At 35.6% G+C, this 17,759-nt stretch carries 18 protein-coding genes; 7 read left to right on the top strand and 11 right to left on the bottom strand.

The features are described from left to right. Window position 1: 1 nt before the first annotated feature. The 8 genes from MYP_RS11165 to MYP_RS11135 form a co-directional block, all read right to left on the bottom strand. A complete protein-coding gene (locus MYP_RS11165) occupies window positions 2-805 on the bottom strand; it encodes a M48 family metalloprotease (RefSeq protein ID WP_045463100.1) in 804 nt (267 codons plus the stop codon). A 20-nt stretch (window positions 806-825) separates the two neighbouring features. After that, complete coding sequence (locus MYP_RS11160) at window positions 826-1,776, bottom strand: bifunctional riboflavin kinase/FAD synthetase (RefSeq protein WP_045463097.1); 951 nt, start codon at window positions 1,774-1,776, stop codon at window positions 826-828. Further along, a complete protein-coding gene (gene truB / locus MYP_RS11155; RefSeq protein WP_045463094.1) occupies window positions 1,763-2,452 on the bottom strand; it encodes a tRNA pseudouridine(55) synthase TruB in 690 nt (229 codons plus the stop codon). The genes MYP_RS11160 and truB overlap by 14 nt, the downstream gene beginning before the upstream one ends. After that, complete coding sequence (locus tag MYP_RS11150) at window positions 2,453-3,238, bottom strand: undecaprenyl-diphosphate phosphatase (protein WP_045463091.1); 786 nt, start codon at window positions 3,236-3,238, stop codon at window positions 2,453-2,455. Continuing rightward, entirely contained in the window at window positions 3,235-3,441 is a 207-nt protein-coding gene (locus tag MYP_RS25705) for a DUF3098 domain-containing protein (RefSeq protein WP_081990483.1), read from the bottom strand. Before MYP_RS25705 ends, MYP_RS11150 begins: the two co-directional genes overlap by 4 nt. Window positions 3,442-3,446: 5 nt before the next feature. Further along, window positions 3,447-4,346 (bottom strand): cell division protein FtsX, encoded by a 900-nt coding sequence (locus MYP_RS11145; protein ID WP_045463088.1) that lies wholly within the window; start codon window positions 4,344-4,346, stop codon window positions 3,447-3,449. Between the two features lie 182 nt (window positions 4,347-4,528). Next, the gene (locus MYP_RS11140) at window positions 4,529-5,431 is read right to left on the bottom strand and encodes a hypothetical protein (RefSeq protein ID WP_045463085.1); all 903 of its coding nucleotides are present in this window, start codon (window positions 5,429-5,431) and stop codon (window positions 4,529-4,531) included. Window position 5,432: 1 nt separating this feature from the next. After that, window positions 5,433-5,975: an RNA polymerase sigma factor gene (locus tag MYP_RS11135; protein WP_045463082.1), complete on the bottom strand. Its 543-nt coding sequence runs from the start codon at window positions 5,973-5,975 to the stop codon at window positions 5,433-5,435. 296 nt (window positions 5,976-6,271) lie between these two features. Between MYP_RS11135 and MYP_RS11130 the strand changes: the two genes are divergently transcribed. After that, window positions 6,272-6,718: a DUF2188 domain-containing protein gene (locus MYP_RS11130; protein WP_045463079.1), complete on the top strand. Its 447-nt coding sequence runs from the start codon at window positions 6,272-6,274 to the stop codon at window positions 6,716-6,718. A gap of 59 nt (window positions 6,719-6,777) precedes the next feature. Here MYP_RS11130 and MYP_RS11125 read toward each other — a convergent pair whose 3' ends face one another. From MYP_RS11125 to MYP_RS11115, 3 genes are all read right to left on the bottom strand, one after another. After that, window positions 6,778-7,227 carry a MarR family winged helix-turn-helix transcriptional regulator gene (locus tag MYP_RS11125; protein WP_045463077.1) on the bottom strand — a complete coding sequence of 150 codons (450 nt, stop codon included), beginning with the start codon at window positions 7,225-7,227 and terminating at the stop codon, window positions 6,778-6,780. A gap of 226 nt (window positions 7,228-7,453) precedes the next feature. Further along, complete coding sequence (gene folE, locus MYP_RS11120; protein ID WP_045463075.1) at window positions 7,454-8,146, bottom strand: GTP cyclohydrolase I FolE; 693 nt, start codon at window positions 8,144-8,146, stop codon at window positions 7,454-7,456. Further along, window positions 8,106-8,516 (bottom strand): 6-pyruvoyl trahydropterin synthase family protein, encoded by a 411-nt coding sequence (locus MYP_RS11115; protein WP_045463073.1) that lies wholly within the window; start codon window positions 8,514-8,516, stop codon window positions 8,106-8,108. The genes folE and MYP_RS11115 overlap by 41 nt, the downstream gene beginning before the upstream one ends. Before the next feature lie 270 nt (window positions 8,517-8,786). Between MYP_RS11115 and MYP_RS11110 the strand changes: the two genes are divergently transcribed. The 6 genes from MYP_RS11110 to MYP_RS11085 all read left to right on the top strand — a co-directional run bounded on the left by MYP_RS11110 (window position 8,787) and on the right by MYP_RS11085 (window position 17,738). Then, window positions 8,787-9,446 (top strand): phosphoadenylyl-sulfate reductase, encoded by a 660-nt coding sequence (locus tag MYP_RS11110; RefSeq protein ID WP_045463070.1) that lies wholly within the window; start codon window positions 8,787-8,789, stop codon window positions 9,444-9,446. Next, window positions 9,443-10,393, top strand: coding sequence for an NAD-dependent epimerase/dehydratase family protein (locus MYP_RS11105; protein ID WP_045463067.1), 951 nt, complete (start codon window positions 9,443-9,445; stop codon window positions 10,391-10,393). Before MYP_RS11110 ends, MYP_RS11105 begins: the two co-directional genes overlap by 4 nt. A 200-nt stretch (window positions 10,394-10,593) precedes the next feature. After that, entirely contained in the window at window positions 10,594-12,225 is a 1,632-nt protein-coding gene (locus MYP_RS11100) for an alpha-amylase family glycosyl hydrolase (RefSeq protein ID WP_052430107.1), read from the top strand. After that, complete coding sequence (gene gluP / locus MYP_RS11095) at window positions 12,215-13,489, top strand: glucose/galactose MFS transporter (protein WP_045463064.1); 1,275 nt, start codon at window positions 12,215-12,217, stop codon at window positions 13,487-13,489. Before MYP_RS11100 ends, gluP begins: the two co-directional genes overlap by 11 nt. Before the next feature lie 161 nt (window positions 13,490-13,650). Then, on the top strand, window positions 13,651-14,193 hold the full coding sequence (locus tag MYP_RS11090) for an SET domain-containing protein-lysine N-methyltransferase (RefSeq protein WP_197060061.1): 543 nt from the start codon (window positions 13,651-13,653) through the stop codon (window positions 14,191-14,193). A gap of 521 nt (window positions 14,194-14,714) precedes the next feature. After that, on the top strand, window positions 14,715-17,738 hold the full coding sequence (locus MYP_RS11085) for a SusC/RagA family TonB-linked outer membrane protein (RefSeq protein WP_045463058.1): 3,024 nt from the start codon (window positions 14,715-14,717) through the stop codon (window positions 17,736-17,738). Window positions 17,739-17,759: the final 21 nt, after the last annotated feature.

The following is a 17,759-nucleotide window of genomic DNA, read 5'->3' as shown; positions in this document are numbered from 1 at the left end:
ATTAAAATCCTAGTTCCTGCTTCATTTGCTGAAACCCATTAGGATTTTTTTCAGTCACACTGCATCCAAGAGAGCTGGCCTTTGCTTTAATATTTTTAACTCTGTCATCTTCAGACGGGTGTGTGCTTAAGAAAGCAGGTGTGTTAGAACCAGAACCTGAAGCAAGTAGTTTTTCAAAGAAGCCAGCTGCTCCATCTGCAGAGTATTCGGCAGAGCTCTGACATAGGTATTGTACTGAATAATCATCAGCATCATTTTCATCCTCGCGGCTGAACTTTAATGAAAGTAGGCCTTCTGTCATCTGTCCTAACATTCCTTTGTTCTGGCCTAAAACCAGGCTGAATAAAGTTTCAACTCCATATTGTTTAGACATTTGAGATGTACCATGTCTTCTGTCTGCATGGGCCATTTCATGTCCCATCACCCCAGCAAGATGATCTTCTGACTCAAGATATTTAATAAGCCCTGTATAAACATACATATAGCCCCCTGGCGTAGCGAATGCATTGAGTGTATTATCGTCTCTGATGATGGTTACTTTCCAAGGAAAATCATTTTTATATTTCAGCTTTCCTGATGCCAGTATATAATTCCTTATTTGTTTAAGTCTGCCATAGGAAATTGGATATTGATCTTCTCTTAATACAACCATTCCTGATGAATCTGAGTTGATATAAGCATCCATCTGAGCACCCAGCTCTTTGTCTTTTTCAACCGGGAAGATATTAATTTTTGCGTCCTTGTCTTTTTTACAGGAAACAAAAATGATAAGAATAAAAATGGATAACAGAAATCCCTTTTTCATACTATTGAATTTTATTTGAATTAAGAATTATGATAAGTTTTATTATAGTTTTCAAGAATAGCTCTGGATTGTTTTTCATCCTCTTTCAGCTGGTGTATTAACGCATCGAGGTCAGGAAATTTTGCTTCGAATCTTAAAAATTCCAGAAAAGAAACTTCTACTGTTTCTCCGTAAATATTTTTATTGAAATCAAATATGTGGACTTCCATGCTTCTTCCTTTGCCTTCAACAGTAGGATTGAAGCCGAGACTTAACATGCCTCCGTACAATTTACCAGCTTCTTTTACAAATACTGTATAAATTCCGTCGGCAGGAAGAATTTTTTCAGGATCTTCCACTTCAATATTAGCAGTTGGGTAACCAAGCTCTCGTCCAAGTTTATTGCCTTCAACTACTTTGCCTTTGATACTATAGGGGCGGCCAAGTAATGTGGTCGCTTTGGATACATTATTCTGAGAAAGCGCTTCCCGAATTGCTGTAGAACTTATTGCATTATGTTCAATATCTTCTCTTGGTATTTCTTCAACCTGAAATCCGATTCTTGAGGCGTTTTCTTTCAGATATTCAAAGCTACCTTCTCTGTTTTTGCCAAATTTATGATCGTAGCCGATAACAAGTTTTTTAGTACCTATTTTGTCTATCAGAATCTTTTGTATGAAATCTTCTGAAGTTGTAGAACTGAATTCTTTTGTGAAAGGAATGAGGAGAAGGTGATCTACACCGCAGGATGCAATCAATTCTATTTTTTCTTCAAGGGTAAGCAGAAGCTTGAAAGAGTCAGCACCTTGGAGTACCTTTCTCGGGTGAGGCCAGAAAGTAATCACTACGCTTTCTCCTTTTTCTTCATTTGAAGTTTCCTTAAGACGACTCAAAATCTTTCTGTGTCCGAGATGAACGCCGTCAAAGGTACCAATGGTGACAATGGCATTAGGCAATCTGGTGAATTCATCGAAAGAATTATAAACCTTCATTTCCTTGTTTCTTTCCTGCTAACTTAAGAAAATCTTCTAATTTATAGGATTTATCTATCGTGAAACCTCCAATTCTGGTTCGTCTCAACAGAGCAAGGTGGGATCCTGCACCTAGCTTTTCCCCGAAGTCTCTGGCGATACTTCTTATATAAGTGCCTTTGGAACAAACTATATTAAATTCAATATTGGGAAAATCGATTTTTTTTATCTCAAAGCTTTTGATGAAAACCTCTCGTTCTTTCATCTCTACGTTAATACCTTTTCTTGCGAGTTTATAAACTCTTTTGCCGTTTACCTTAATCGCTGAAAAGCATGGAGGGACTTGCATTTGCTGGCCCAGGAATTCAGAAGCTACCCTGTATATATCATCTTCAGTAATATGAGAAATGTCGAACTCCTGATCAAATTCTGTTTCAAGGTCACAGGATGGGGTAGTTTTACCAAGGCAAATCAGGCCTTCATATTCCTTTTCCTGCCCCTGATAAGTCTCTATTTCCTTTGTTTTTTTACCGGTGCAAAGAATCAATAATCCGGTTGCCAGAGGATCAAGTGTTCCTGCATGACCTACCTTTTTCATCTTAAATGTATTACGGATTTTCCTGACTACATCGAAAGATGACCATTCGTAAGGCTTGTCAATAAGAAGCACTTCACCTGCTTCAAAATCAAATGTCATTTATTGTATTTTTAAATCTACTCCGAGTGCGAGTAATATTAGAAGGATTAAGCCCAGAGCGATTCTATAGTACCCGAAAACTTTAAATCCATATTTGGTTACGAAGCCTATAAAGAATTTTATTGCAAGCAAAGCAACGATAAATGCTACCACATTTCCAACGATAAGTACGTTAAGGTTTGAAGCATCAATTGCTTTATAATCTTTAAGCAGCTTGTACCCGGATGCTGCAAACATTGTAGGTACTGCCAGAAAGAAGGAGAATTCAGCAGCAGCTTTTCTGTTAAGGTTTTGAGCCATTCCTCCTATGATCGTTGCAGCAGATCTGCTCACTCCGGGGATCATGGCTATGCATTGAAAAAAACCTATGATTAGAGAGTTTTTGTATGATAGCTCATCAAGAGATTTACCTTTTAACGGATTGAAAATTCTGTCAACAAATAAAAGGAATATTCCCCCTAATAAAAGAGAAGCAGCAACCACAATTACGTTTTCAAGCAGGGAGTCAATAAAGTCTCCCAAAAGAAAACCAATTGCAGCAGCAGGAAGAAAGGCTACAAACAACTTATAGTAAAAGTCCAGTGAAGTGAAAAATCTTTTCCAGTAAAGGATTACAACAGAAAGTATTGCACCGAACTGAATCTGTACAGTGAAAATTTTTGTAAACTCCTGCTCATTAATTCCCATTAATGCGGAAGTAATGATCATGTGACCTGTGGATGAAACCGGCAAAAATTCTGTAAGTCCTTCAACAATGGCCAGGATTATGGCTTCTATGAAATTCATTCTTTTTTACCTTGCTTATAAAAGATTGCTACAAATTGTATTATAAAACCGATTAACAGGAATATCGGACCAATTGTTAAGCCCAGAGTTCCAAAACCATGAGGCTGGTCATCTTTACTCATTGTTATAAATCCGATAATAAGAAAAGCAATGCCAATAAGCATTATGACGTAATTGGCTTTTGAAAAAACTAGTTTGTTCATGGTTATTAATATAATTCGTCTAAAGACATTTTAAGATATTTATTAACTGCTCTGAAAGAGGAGATAAGTCCTATGAAAATACCTGCAGCAATCAGGGCTCCGAATACTATAGCTATATTTTTGGTTTCACCTAATTGAGATAATTCCGGGATCTCTCTATATGCATATTGCTGTAAAAGGAATAAAAGTCCAGCCGCAATAATGCCACTGAAAAAGCCCTGAAATGTAGCATGTAATAAGAATGGTCCTTGTATAAAGGAACGTTTGGCCCCAACAAGCTGCATACTCCTGATAAGGAATCGCTGACTGTAAAGTGCCAGTTTTATTGTGTTATTGATAAGAAGGTAAGTAGCAAACAATAAAATTAATGAAAAAGAAAGCATTATCAATGCTATGATTTTTATGTTACGGTTAATTGTATCTATTAGATTTACAGGATAGTCAACTTCAAAAACACCGGTCATAGCCTTTATTTCCTCAGAAATTTTTTTCATTTTGGTTTCTTCGAAATACCTGGAGGAAATTTTAACAACAAGGGAAGGTCTTAATGGATTTTCCGTTAAAACAGCAGAGAAGTCTTCTCCGGTTTCCTTTATAAACTTTTTGGCTGCCTCTTTCTGAGAAATATATTCAATTTGTGCTTTTCCCTTTTTCTTTAATACATAAGGTTTGGAAGCAATGATATTCTGAAGCGAATCCATCATGTCCGGAGAAAGGTTCTTGTCAAGATATACGTGGAGCTCCAGATTTTCACGGATCACTGTACTTAATTTTTTACCATGTAAAAAGACAAGAGCAAATAAGCCTATTACAAAAAGCGATAATGTAATACTGAAAACCACAGTAAGGTAAGGATAGCTCCCTAACTTCTTCTTTCTTTTTTTGATTTTTAATGGCTTATTCATAATTAAGGTTAGCAAATTTACTAGAATAAATCTTATTACCGAAGTTCACAATGCGGCTTTTTAACTTTATTTATGGAAATTCTTAAAACTTCTTCAGAGTAAGGGGGCAAAAAATAAAAGGACTTTATTCCTACTTGCTTGTCATAGGAATAAAGCCCTTTAAAGTATTGATAATGATTTTTTTATTTTTTTAAAGACTCCAGTTCTCTGGTAATGTCTTTGTCATGGATTTCTTTTAAAGGTACAATATCGATTTGATTTGATTTCAGAGAGAAATAGCTTCCTTCATATTTAAGATACAATTCTCTTCCACCTTTGCTGTTAAGCTCAAGTATTTCATACGGCTTTTCATCGAATTTCCCATATAAGAAAAGTTTGTTGCTGAAAAATTGATAATGAAAGTCTTTGTTTTTCTTTTTAGCTATTTTTACTGAAATGTTATCAAGCTTTGCAGCATCGCTTCCTTGTATATCACCTTTTTGAGGTTGAACAGCGCTTTCCGTATTAAAATCTTCACTTTCAAAATCGGAGAAATTCGGTTCTGAAACATTGGTAAAGTTATGAGGTTCAGAAGTTTCTGTAATAACAGACTCAGGATGCTTTTTCAGCTGGGTAATTCTGAGTTCTCTCTTTATTTCAAATTTATTTTCTTCCAAAGTTGGAGCAGCAGCTAATGTTTCAGATGTAGTTACTTCGGATTCTGTTTGCGGAGATAATTCTTCAACAGAGAATATATCTGCTGGATGGTCTGCCGATTGTTGAATTAAAGCAGATTGGTCTGCAGGTTTATTAAATAAAGTGAAATACAGAGTTGTGCTGAGTAACAATGTACCTACAATTCCAGCTGCTATTTTAAGGCTGGTGTATGAGGAAGTAGCTGTCACATTGATATTGTCCAGACGGGCTTTTAATTCAGCTTTTCGCTGACCTTTCAGGTGGCTGATTATTTCCTCCTGAAGTTTAAGCTCATTACTAACCAATGGATCTTTAGTCATATGTTCCTCGAACATGAGCTTTTCGGTCCCAGATAGTTTCCCCGAAAGGAAATCGTCTATTTTGTCCTGACTGTAAAAGTTGTTGTCCATATTAGTCCAAAAAATCTTTAGCGGTATATAAAGATTTAATTTTATTATCTAATTCTTTTTTACACTTGTATTTTTTTGTCTTTGCAGTATCAGCATTGGCAAAACCAAGTTTTTCAGCAATATCGTTCATTGACAGATCATCAAAATAGTAGTATGTCAGAATCTTCCGGCAAGTTTCTCCGAGATCTTCAATACATTTGTTGATAATATTTGCCCTTTCCTGTTTGTCAAGGTCATAACTTTCACCTTTTTCAACCGGTTGTTCCCCTGTAAGCCTGCTTTTTCTTTCAAGCTCTTTTCTCCAGAGGTTCTGGCATATACTGTATATGTAAGTACTAAGTTTAGAAGATAAAACAAATTCCGGTGAATATGCTTTTTGCCAGACTACAATCAAGGCATCCTGAAATATGTCCTTGGCTTCTTCTTCAGAACCATTATTTCTGATGATCATTTTGACCATCATTTTATAGTTCTTCTTATAAAGATAGTCTAGTGCAGATTCATCTCGTTTTCGTATCTTCTCTAAAATCTCACTATCTTTCATAGTTTATATACTTTATATAAGCATATTGTAACCTGCTTTAATTATAAATATAGAAAAAAGTAAGGGTAAATCCTTAAAATATTTAATAATTAGAATATTAGGTTAAATATATTTTTTGTCTTGCTTTTATACAAATCTGCCATTTTTCGATTACTATTCATGCTTAATTTTTATTCTTATGAAAAAGTAACTGAAATAGAGCAATTATTATAACTCATTTATTTAGAAAAAAATATAAACATATTGCTATTTTTTGAGGTTTAATAATTGATCCAAATTTCTAACCCCTTAATTCTATGCAAAATCTAAAATATAAAATTCCAGCACTTTATAATTTTTTAAAGCAGGATATAAAAGCAAAAGCTATAAAACTTGCTTATGGTTTAATGGAGGAAGGATTTGAGAAGGATTTATGTTTTGAGGTGGCTTTAGTAAAAGCGAATCTTACTATGGCTGATAATAACAAGATTCAGAAATATTCCATACACCTGATTCCGCATATGTCTGGATGGGGGGTATGTGATGTGGATGCTAAATTATTGTTTGTAGAGGAAAATAAATCTTTGGCTTTGGCCAGAGCTAGGAAGCTTGCTAAAAGTGCCAAGATTAAGTTGTTTATTCATAATGCAGATAAAACTCTGGACTGCGAGAGTTTTGAAGTCAATTTTCCAGTTTATACAAAGCCTCCTGTCAGAAATGAATATGCTGAAAGATGGAAGGTGAGAGTAAGAACCGAAAAATAAATTGGAGTCAGGAATTATAAAGAAAACAGCGTCGCCATGGAATGCGAAGCTGTTTTCTTTTAATCTCTCAGTTTGTCCAAAAGCTTGTTTAAAATGGTGGCATCTTCAATGGTGAGAGAATTAAATACTTTTTCATATTCATGAAAATTTTTATCTATGTCCGCCAGTAAATCCAATCCTCTTTGCGAAATTAAAATATTTACAGACCTTCTGTCTTCAGAAGAAGGAGTACGCTCAAGAAGCTCTTTAACTCTCAACCTTTCAACCAGTCTTGATGCATCAGACATCTTGTCGAGCATTCTTTCCTTTAATAAATTGATAGTGGATGGATTAGGATATTGCCCTCGGAGAATACGAAGTATGTTGTACTGCTGTGGTGTCAGATCATAATTCTTCAAAAAGCTTCTTGTCCTTGCATCAAGCCAATTGAAGGTAAAAATGATGTTGACTCCGGTTTTCTGAAATTCATTTTTGAATTCCTTTTGTTTTATTTCATCTTCTAACCTCATATTTCAAAGTAATAAAATTGGAAGAACTTCTGCAAATGCTTGATTATCTAATTTTTATATATTTTTATCGAATGGAGGATAAATATAAAGTGAACTAAAAATTACATGTACAGCTGAAGAATGAAAAATGAGCTGGTAAGTTGAAAAGTAAGAGGGGCAAGAATTATATTATTAATAAAAAGGAGAAACAAGTTTTACGCTTAATTTCTCCTTTTTAGATTCTTTCTTAAACTTGTTTTGTATGGTTAAGAAATTCAGCTTTAACGGCTTCTAACTTAAATTTCCCGGAATAATGAGCTGTCACTGTTCTACTGCTGGTATCACTTACTCCTCTGGAGGCGACACAAAGGTGACTTGCATCCATGATCACCGCAACATCTTCAGTTTCCAGTGTTTCTTTTAGATCATTGGCAATCTGCACTGTAAGTCTTTCCTGGACCTGGGGCCTTTTTGAATAATACTGAACTATTCTGTTGATTTTAGAGAGCCCTATCACCTTGCCCGAACTGATATAAGCTACGTGTGCTTTCCCGATAATAGGTACAAAGTGATGCTCACAATATGAATAAAAGGTAATATCTTTTTCCACAAGCATCTCATTGTATTTAAATTTATTGTCGAAGAGTTTTATTTTAGGTCTGTTTTCTGGGTTCAGACCGCTAAATACCTCCTTAATAAACATTTTAGCCACTCTTTTGGGCGTACCTTTTAAACTATCGTCGTTAAGGTCCATACCCATAATGGTCATAATTTCTCTGAAATGGTTTTCAATGAGCTGCATTTTAACTTCATCGCTCATTTCAAAGGCATCTGATCTTAATGGTGTTTCATAGGACCCAGGCACATGATCGTCTCCAATCTCCTCAATAGTCAGGTCTTTAATCAGCTGGGTATTCAACAAAGTTCCTTTCTGTTTCATATAAAATTACCTTAAGATCGTACTTTTTATCAATTTTATCCCTGAGTTTTGTCCAGATTACCATCGCAATATTCTCAGCAGTTGGATTGAGGTTTTTAAATTCCTCAGTATCAAGATTCAGGTTTTTGTGGTCAAATTTTTTAATTACATGCTCCTGCACCAGGTCACTTAAAAATTTCATGTCTATAACGTATCCTGTTATAGGATTAGTTTCTCCTGTGACCTTAAGAATTACCTCATAGTTATGTCCATGAAAATTCGGGTTGTTACATTTTCCAAATAAAGCGTCATTGTCTTCTTCAGACCATTCGGGAACAAATAGCCGGTGAGCGGCATTAAAATGTTCTTTTCTGTAGACGGCAGTTTTCATGTTTAACAGTTATATGAATTTACGCAAAAATAACTACAATTTAAATCTGGGAATCCAGGAATCAGGAAAAACGTGAATTTGTTCCTATCTTTAACGAAATGTTAGTTTTGGATCAATTTAATTGTATCTACTTTGATCCATAAAGATACTCTAATAAATCTTCATAAGCTTCTATTGGAGAATTTTTTTTGGTTTTTATAAAAAAAACCTCAATAAAATTCTTTTAGTTGCTGGTAATTCCTAAATTCACAGAATAAAATTTGGTTGGCCGTGGATATAGAATCAATAAAAATTAAGATAAACGAATATCTTCAGAAGGATCTGAAGTTGTTCACGACTTCTTCTTTTCAGACTCACAGTATTGTTCTTTTGCATATTCTCAGCAAAATTGACAACACAATACCTGTATATTTTATAAATACAGGGTATCATTTCCCTGAGACTGTAGAATACAGAGATCAACTGGCGGAATTAATGAATTTGAATATTCAGGAAGTAAGCTCGTTTACTCCTCGCCATATGCAAAAAGATGCTAATGGTCGATTACTGTTTGCATCAGATCCTGATTTTTGCTGTTTCCTGAATAAAACCCAGCCACTGGAGCCGGTATTAGCTGAAAAGGATGTCTGGATTAATGGAGTACGGGGAGATCAAAGTGCCGTGAGGAAGGCTTTTAAGATTGAGGAGAGTGCCCCACATAATACAATTCGTTTCCATCCTATGCTGGACTGGACAACAAAGATGATTGAATTGTACATCAAAGAACATAAATTGCCAAGGCATCCCCTTGAGGCCAAAGGTTATCTAAGTATAGGCTGTGAGCCGTGTACAAGAAAGTTTGATCTGGAATCTTACTCGAGAGAGGGAAGATGGTTCGGCTTAAAGAAAACAGAATGTGGTTTAAATACGGATTTAATAAATAAGCAATGAATGTATTAGTAACAGGTGGGGCTGGCTATATTGGGTCAGAACTGGTTTATCAGCTTAGCCAGGATAAGAATGTTGAGAAAGTTATCGTTTATGATAATTTGGGAAGAGAAAACTATAATCTTTTTACCAGCAGCAGCAACAGAATTGCAGGAGATAAAGTGAAGTTTGAGTTTGGAGATATTCTGGATACCAGAAAAATTAAAAAAGTTCTGAAAGATATAGATGTCGTATATCACCTCGCAGCAAGAGTTTCTACTCCATTTTCCAATATTGATTCTCACTTCTTCGAGCAGGTTAATAACTGGGGAACGGCAGAGCTTGTTTATGCAGTAGAAGAAACAAAAAGGGTTTCAAAATTTATCTACCTGAGTAGTACTTCAGTTTATGGTTCTTCTAAAAACCTGGCAGATGAATCTACTGAGCCTAATCCTAAAACCTTCTATAGTATTTCAAAACTAAGGGCCGAACAGCATGTACAACGCCTTAGTAAAAAAATCGAGACCGTAATCCTCAGAGGTGGAAATGTATATGGTTATACACCCGCAATTCGCTTTGATTCTGTAATCAACAGATTTATGTTTGACGCGAATTTTAACAACAGAATTTCCATTCATGGGTCAGGCAAGCAAGCAAGGTCATTTATACATGTGAAAAAAGTTGTGGATGCATTGGTTCAGCTGAGAACATTAAAAGTGCCATCTGACATCTATAACCTCACTGATAAGAATGTTGAAATATTAGATCTGGTAGATATTTTGAAAGAAATATACCCTGATCTTGAATTCCTTTTTATCAATCAGCACCTTGCACTCAGAGAATTAAAGGTAAACCCTGATTCAAAGCTGGATGCGTATTATAAAATACAGGAAAGTGATCTGAAACAAGACTTACTGGAATTTAAAGATAGATTTGCATTCAATTCACTTTCATCAGTTACAGCGGGTTAATTAACCCGCTTTTTTTTGACTATAATTAAGAACATTATCATAAGATTCATTAATATTGAGCTCTATCTTGCCAATAAATCATAACTTTTTCTTGTGAATTTTAATTAGGAAAAAGTGATATCTGATGTTTTATATTATCAGCATAGGTATTACTTTCACTCAAAATACTTGGAACCTAGAGAGATGTTCCTGGGAGCAAAATGGATAAGATAATTTCTATAACACAGCTGGACTCAGAAGTGTCGCCTCGTAAGCAATCGGCAATTTTCAGAAGCTGGGATGATGAGATTATTTATTTCATTATGCTGGATCGCTTTCATGATGGCTTGAACAGAACATCAATTGATTCAAGAACTGGTTTTGGTGATGAAGAAAAGTTGAAATCCTTTTGTGGTGGTAATCTCAAAGGAGTTCTACTCAAACTTGATTATATAAAAGCCTTGGGCTGTACTGCTATCTGGTTAAGTCCTTTTCTCGAGAACGATGACAAATATCATGGGTATGCCATCAGGAATTTTTTAAAGGTAGATCCTCGTTTTGGTTCTCTTGAAGATTTGAAATTATTGGTTGATGAATGTCATAAAAAAGATCTGAGAGTAATTATGGATGTGGTGGTGAATCACTCTGGAGATATTTGGTCCTATCAAGAACCTTCTGCTACATATGATAAAGGTAAGGTCTATACATTTGGGGCCTGGAAGTCACGGGAGTGGCCAGTGCCAATAGAATTAAGAAACCCTGGTTTATACAACAGAAGAGGTAGTATCATCAACTTTGACGAATACCCTGAAACATTGGAAGGGGACATCTTTGAGTTGAAAAGCTTCAGAAATGATCATTCACCGGAAGCTCGCAAAGTTTTGGAATTATTAGCGTCAATATATACTTACTGGATAAAGGAAATCGGAGTGGATGGATTCCGTATCGATGCTGCTAAACATTTTGGAATACCAGCCTTAAAGCAATTTGTCGAAAGTATAAGAGACTATACAGAGAAAGCAGGACATCAGGATTTTTTTCTTTTTGCGGAGGTGGCATCGGGAGATGATCTGGCAGAAGAATTTTTAAATGAAATCACAGGGCTGAACGCTGTAATAGATTTTCCTCTTCATTTCATATTGCCCGAAATGATAAGAGGGAATGCATATCCTGATCAGTTTATAAAGTTAATGAATCATAGAAAGAAACTTTCCGAAGGAAAGTCAAAGGTTACTTTCTTAGACAATCATGACCAGTTGGGGCAGCAGGTAAAAAAGCGTTTTGCAGCAGACCTTTCTGAGAAACAATTTGAGTTTGGAATAGGATTTTTGTTCTGCTTTCCAGGCATTCCATGCTTGTACTACGGGACAGAGCAAGGACTTGATGGTCGTGGGAAATCAGATAATGCAGTAAGAGAATCCATGTTTGCGCTTGATAATCAATTTGAAGACCTGTTTTTGCAGGATAATTTTTATTTCAAAAAAATTCAGGAGTTTAGTAATATACGAAAGCAATTTCCAGCGTTAAGCAAAGGTGGATTCAAACTCCTGGAAGTTCTTGAATTAACAAAGGGAGTAAAATACGGTAATAAAAAAAGTATATTAGCATTTTCAAGAACGTATGAGTCTGAATTGATGCTGATTATTTGTAATTTTTCTTCAAACAAAAAGATAAAGGGACTCGTAAGACCTGAGAAGGAAAGGTATGTTGGGGCTTTCGAAAAAATCAAAAGCACTTCTTCAAATTCAAACAACAATTTTTTAGAAGTAAAAACAGAAGAAAACGATTCAACTATAGCAGTAGAGTTGGAGCCATTTGAAATTTTGATCTTAAAGAAAATTAATGGAAAATAATAGTAATAGTTTTAAAGGTAAGAACCTGCAAATATTAATTTCATTTGGCGTTCTTTTTTTAATGTGGGGCTTTATCACAAATCTTAATTTTGTTTATAAAGATTATCTGGCCTACATTTTTAACTTAAATTATTCACTTTCTACACTTATTAACCTTACTTTCTTTACTACTTATCTGGTGGTGTCATTGCAGGCCGGAAATCTCATTTCAAAAATCGGGTATAAAAAAGGAATCATGGTAGGTTGGGTCCTGTCCTGTCTAGGATGTATTACCTTTTTTCTTGCAGTTTATTTCAGAAATTTTGAATGCTTTCTTGCTGCTTTGTTTATGCAAGCAGCCGGTATTACAATATTACAGGTAGGAGCTAATCTTTACATTGTATTATGGAAAAACTTATTGTTAAAAGCGAATATAAAAACTGCCGCTAGTCGCCTTGTATTGATGCAGGCTTTTAATTCACTTGGAGCATTTCTTGCCCCAATCCTTGCGTCTCCAATTTTATGGATGATGATTGATCTTCCTTCAGAGACCAAGAATATTATTTCAAGCGCTGACAGATTTTTAATTGAAGCACCTTATGTACATTATCCATATTTATTTGTAGCCATTGGAATGACAATGTATGCGATATATCTGTTTTTTGTGCAAATACCGCAGATCGACACCTCCGGAGTTGAACCGGCGAATAAGATGCCTCAGATCAGAAGACGTCACGTAATGCACTTCCCTCAGCTTAGATTGGGAGCTTTTGCCATATTTGCGTATGTAGGAGCAGAAGTGGCATTGGGGAATTACCTGACAGATTTTTCAAAAGATACAGTAAGCTATTACTGGGGAGCTGCAATGGTTGGTCGTTTTGTGGGCAGCTTTTTGTTGCAGCAGACTAGTCTTAGAAAGTCTGTAGGAATTTGCGCGGGAATGTCTATTCTGTTGGTTGTATTATCGGTGATAACCGGGGGAACAATCTCTTTCTGGATGATAGTGGCAGTTGGGTTGTTTAATTCAATACTGTTCCCAGCCATATTTACACTTGGTGTAAACGGACTTGGAAAATTTTCTGAAGACGGATCGTCAGTTCTTATTATGTCTATTGTAGGAGGAGCTATCATTCCGTTTAATGTAATTAACTTCTCATATGTGAGTTATAAAATCGCATTCCTGATTGTGATTGTCTGCTACTTCTACATCGCGCTGTATGGGCTTAAGCTGTCGAGATTCGAAAGGATCGAAGAAAAAGAAGAGTTACAACCCCAAAAAATTTAAACATTTTTATAGCTTATTTAATTTTAAAATATATATCTTAATTATAATGATTTATAACTTTTTTATATTGACGTTGCATGGGTCAAAAGTTGAATACTCAAAGTCTTAATTTTTTAAAATTAGGTCTGATTTATAACTCATTTCCAGGTAAAATAAACTTTATGTACAATAGGAAACTTTTTAAAAAGCAGCTGGACACGGATTTTTTCGGAGTTTTTGCAGAAGAAGATATTGAGCCTGGTGAGATTATCTTCAGCAACTGGAATGACAGTTGTGTCAGGCTAACAAGAAAAGAGGTCGATGCACTTCCTCAACCCTACAAAACTACCTTTGAAAAATATTCTACAGAGATTGAAGAGTTTGTATATGTAGGTCCTTTTGAAAATGAAGATGTCACTCCTCAGATGGATTACTTTATCAACCATAGTTGTAATCCCAATGCATGGATGATCAATGATGATGATGTTGCTGCAAGAAGGCTTATTAAAAGAGGAGAGCAGGTCACTATTGATTATGCTACATTTATAGTGAATGAGTTTGAAAGCTCGAAAATTAAAAAGTGCCTTTGCGGAAGTACTGCCTGCAGAGGAAAATTGGGAAAGCAGGACTGGTGGATCATGAGGGACACTTACCGCGGTCATTACATCAGCTGGATTGAAAAGAAAATTGAAAATAGAGAAAATAATGTGAGTAAAGTGTCTTAGGCTTTGCTCTTGTCATTTTAAGCTATCCCATTCTTTGAGCTTATGTACTTGAAGGATGGGATATTTTTTTGGACAGATATTTTTAGACATTTATCATAATCTTAGTGTTAAGATTAATCTTACAGTTTATAGGTAGGTTATCCTCTTTCTTAACTTTCAATATATTATCTTATACCTTTGGTTAGTAGAGCTTTTTTAAATTGTAAATTCATTTGTTCTAGCAGAATTGGGTTTAATTTGGTAGTATTTTCAAGTCTTGATTGTTGTCTTTATGCTACGTTCGGATTATAGGTAAGATATCCATTTACTTTACTTTCAATATGAAGTTTCATCTGTTTGATTTGTAAAGTCTTCATCAATTCCTAACTCCAATAATTTTAGATTTTTTATTTTTTGGTGGTATCAATTCCTGAAACAGCTACCCCTTCTTTGGTTTAAGGCTGCAAAGTCTATTAACTTTGTATAGTATTCTTTATCGTGAATATTGAATATCAGATAATTGTTAATTTAATTTATTGAAGATGGTTGATTTTACTAATGTGAAGCTATGGAAAACATTAATTTTTATTTTGGTCATTTTGGGAATTCACACTGTTACCAGTGCTCAGGAAGTCCTCAAAGGCAAGATTGCAGATGATAAGACTGGTGAACCTCTTGTAGGTGCTGTTCTGAAAATCAAAGACACTGAAGAGGGCTCGGTGACCGATATTGACGGGAATTATGAATTTACCACAACTCATCCTTTTCCATTTACACTTGTTGTAAAATATGCAGGGTATGAACAAAAGGAGGTGGAGATCTACGAATCATTGGAAGAGGATCTTACCATTAAGCTTAAAAATTCTTCATTATTAAATGAAGTTGTTGTTGTGGGATATGGTACGCAAAAAAGGTCAGATCTGACAGGTTCTGTAGCAACAGTTTCTGAAGAAGTACTGAAAACTCCTGTAACCTCAGTGGATAAGCTTTTGCAAGGTTCTGTATCTGGTGTACAGGTTACTCAGTCTTCAGGACAACCCGGTGGTGCAGTTAGCATAAGGATTAGAGGTGGAAACTCAATAAACGGAGGAAATGAACCTCTGTATGTAATAGATGGATTTCCGGTTTATAACGATAATTCTGATGCTAATGCAGGTGTGACCTCAGGTGGTAGTATCAATGCTTTGGCTAGTTTAAACCCAAGCGATATCGAATCCATAGATGTGCTTAAAGATGCTTCTGCAACAGCCATTTACGGAGCGAGGGGAGCTAACGGTGTTGTAATTATAACAACTAAAAAAGGAAAAGCAGGACAGAATACCGTTTCTTACGATAGTTATTATGGGGTTTCTAAAGTCATTAATACAATTGATGTACTGACCGATGCAAAACAATGGGCTCAATTGAAAAATGATGCTCGAATAAACTCGGGTAAAACGCCTTACTATACACAGGGACAAATAGACAGTATGTCCGGTGGAACAGACTGGCAAAAAGAAGCATTCAGAGAAGCGGGCTTTCAGAATCATCAGGTTACATTCAGGGGTGGTGATGAAAAGACGAGATTCTCAATCTCCGGAAATTATTACAAACAAAATGGTGTCCTTGAAAATACAGACTTTAAACGTTATTCAGGAAGGTTGAACCTGGAGCATAATTTTACTCAAAAGTTTAAAGTTGGAACCAACCTCACAGGAAGTCAGACAAGCGCTCAAGTTGCAAATGATAATATTGTAAGATTCCTTCTGCTAATGCCTCCGACGGTTCCGGTAAGAGATGCTAATGGAAAGTATACTTATCAAAGTGCATTTGAAACTCCGATAGGTAACCCTATTGCTACCTTGAAAAATGTAGTAAACAGGACAAATACATTCCGCTTGCTTGGTAATGTATATGGAGACTATACATTGATGAAAGGCTTAACAGCCAGAGTATCGTTAGGTACAGACATTATCAATAATAAGCAAAATTTATACATCCCTTCAACAATCTATCAGGGAGCCAATACCAACAGTACGGGAACTGCTTCTATCGGTTCTAAGTTTGTGAATACCTGGCTGAATGAAAATACATTGAACTATTCGACAGTTATAGGCAACAGACATAGTATTAATGCAGTTGGTGGATTTACGCAGCAATACTATAAAAGTGAAGCCGTTACTGCAGGATCTCAACAATTTGTTTCAGATGATTTAACTTATAATGATCTTTCAACAGGTTCAATATATTTAAAACCAACATCCAACACTGCAGATTGGGGATTACAGTCATTTCTTGGCCGAATAAATTATTCTTATGCTCAAAAATATTATCTGACTGTTACAGGTAGAGCGGACGGATCTTCCCGATTCGGAAAGAATAATAAATGGGGTTTTTTCCCATCAGCAGCTCTTGCATGGAACTTAAACAGAGAAAGCTTCCTGGCATCAAGCAACTATATCAGCACATTTAAATTGAGGTTAAGTGGAGGTATTACCGGTAACCAAGAGATTGGTTTGTACCAATCTTTATCAACACTTTCTACGAATACTTATTTTTTCAATAATCAGACGGTTATAGGGTTTTCTCCAAACAGGATAAGTAACCCCGATCTGACATGGGAAAGGACAAGACAGTATGATGCAGGTGTTGATATAGCTATTTTAAATAACAAAATTAACCTGACAATAGATGCATATTACAAGAAGACCAGTGATCTGTTATTAAATGTTCCGATACCTTATACTACAGGGCAGTCTACGGCACTTCAGAATTATGGAGTTGTATCTAACAAAGGTTTAGAGCTTGGATTGTCAACTCAGAATATTAAAACAGAAAAATTTAACTGGACAACCAGCTTTATATATTCAATGAATCGAAATAAAGTGGAAAGTTTGGGAGACGGAGTAGAGTATATCATTTCAGGTCAGAGTATTGCCAAAGTGGGACAATCATTGGGCTCTTTCTACGGATATAAATCTGTCGGTATTTATCAGACAGGTGAGTCTACGCCTGGTAGTATTAAATATGCAGATATTAATGGTGATGGCAAAATTACTCAGGATGGAGATCGTGTAGTAATAGGAAATGCTCAGCCTAAATTCCTTGCAGGGCTAACCAATAATTTCTATTACAAAAATTTTGATTTAAGCATATTCTTTTATGCGTCTTACGGGAATAAGGTATTCAATCAAAACAGACAACAATTGGAGCAGCTAACCGGTCAGCAAAATGCATCCACGGAAGCGTTAGACAGATGGACCCCTTCTAATCCTAGCGCCACTATGCCAAAAGCTTTTGAAGATCCCGCAGTTATCGTATCAGACAGACATGTTGAGGATGCGTCATTCTTAAGGCTTAAAAATATTGTATTGGGATATACGTTGCCTGCTAACCTGATCAATAAAACCCGTTTCGGAAATGTAAGATTTTATATAGCAGCTCAGAATATTATGACATGGACTAAGTATACTGGTTTTGATCCAGAAGTGAGCAGAAATGAACAGAGCACGCTTACACAAGGGGTTGACTATGGTGTTTATCCGAATAGTAAATCCTATCAGGTAGGTTTGAATGTAACCTTTTAAGTGTTACATCAATCGAAAAGC

It is taken from the genome of Sporocytophaga myxococcoides, from assembly GCF_000775915.1.
In the GTDB taxonomy this organism is placed as follows: domain Bacteria; phylum Bacteroidota; class Bacteroidia; order Cytophagales; family Cytophagaceae; genus Sporocytophaga; species Sporocytophaga myxococcoides_A.
Note: the sequence above shows the minus strand (reverse complement) of the source record. Positions and strands in the feature narration are given on the sequence as shown.

What these genes read in the sequence shown, in the direction of transcription:
- MYP_RS11150 (WP_045463091.1), bottom strand. Translation starts at nt 3,238, where the DNA reads ATGAATTTCATAGAAGCCATAATCCTGGCCATTGTTGAAGGACTTACA.
- MYP_RS11115 (WP_045463073.1), bottom strand. Translation starts at nt 8,516, where the DNA reads ATGAAAACTGCCGTCTACAGAAAAGAACATTTTAATGCCGCTCACCGG.
- MYP_RS11125 (WP_045463077.1), bottom strand. Translation starts at nt 7,227, where the DNA reads ATGAGGTTAGAAGATGAAATAAAACAAAAGGAATTCAAAAATGAATTT.
- gluP (WP_045463064.1), top strand. Translation starts at nt 12,215, where the DNA reads ATGGAAAATAATAGTAATAGTTTTAAAGGTAAGAACCTGCAAATATTA.
- folE (WP_045463075.1), bottom strand. Translation starts at nt 8,146, where the DNA reads ATGAAACAGAAAGGAACTTTGTTGAATACCCAGCTGATTAAAGACCTG.
- MYP_RS11140 (WP_045463085.1), bottom strand. Translation starts at nt 5,431, where the DNA reads ATGGACAACAACTTTTACAGTCAGGACAAAATAGACGATTTCCTTTCG.
- MYP_RS11165 (WP_045463100.1), bottom strand. Translation starts at nt 805, where the DNA reads ATGAAAAAGGGATTTCTGTTATCCATTTTTATTCTTATCATTTTTGTT.
- MYP_RS11135 (WP_045463082.1), bottom strand. Translation starts at nt 5,975, where the DNA reads ATGAAAGATAGTGAGATTTTAGAGAAGATACGAAAACGAGATGAATCT.
- MYP_RS25705 (WP_081990483.1), bottom strand. Translation starts at nt 3,441, where the DNA reads ATGAACAAACTAGTTTTTTCAAAAGCCAATTACGTCATAATGCTTATT.
- MYP_RS11130 (WP_045463079.1), top strand. Translation starts at nt 6,272, where the DNA reads ATGCAAAATCTAAAATATAAAATTCCAGCACTTTATAATTTTTTAAAG.
- MYP_RS11105 (WP_045463067.1), top strand. Translation starts at nt 9,443, where the DNA reads ATGAATGTATTAGTAACAGGTGGGGCTGGCTATATTGGGTCAGAACTG.
- MYP_RS11100 (WP_052430107.1), top strand. Translation starts at nt 10,594, where the DNA reads ATGGATAAGATAATTTCTATAACACAGCTGGACTCAGAAGTGTCGCCT.
- MYP_RS11145 (WP_045463088.1), bottom strand. Translation starts at nt 4,346, where the DNA reads ATGAATAAGCCATTAAAAATCAAAAAAAGAAAGAAGAAGTTAGGGAGC.
- MYP_RS11160 (WP_045463097.1), bottom strand. Translation starts at nt 1,776, where the DNA reads ATGAAGGTTTATAATTCTTTCGATGAATTCACCAGATTGCCTAATGCC.
- truB (WP_045463094.1), bottom strand. Translation starts at nt 2,452, where the DNA reads ATGACATTTGATTTTGAAGCAGGTGAAGTGCTTCTTATTGACAAGCCT.
- MYP_RS11085 (WP_045463058.1), top strand. Translation starts at nt 14,715, where the DNA reads ATGGTTGATTTTACTAATGTGAAGCTATGGAAAACATTAATTTTTATT.
- MYP_RS11090 (WP_197060061.1), top strand. Translation starts at nt 13,651, where the DNA reads ATGTACAATAGGAAACTTTTTAAAAAGCAGCTGGACACGGATTTTTTC.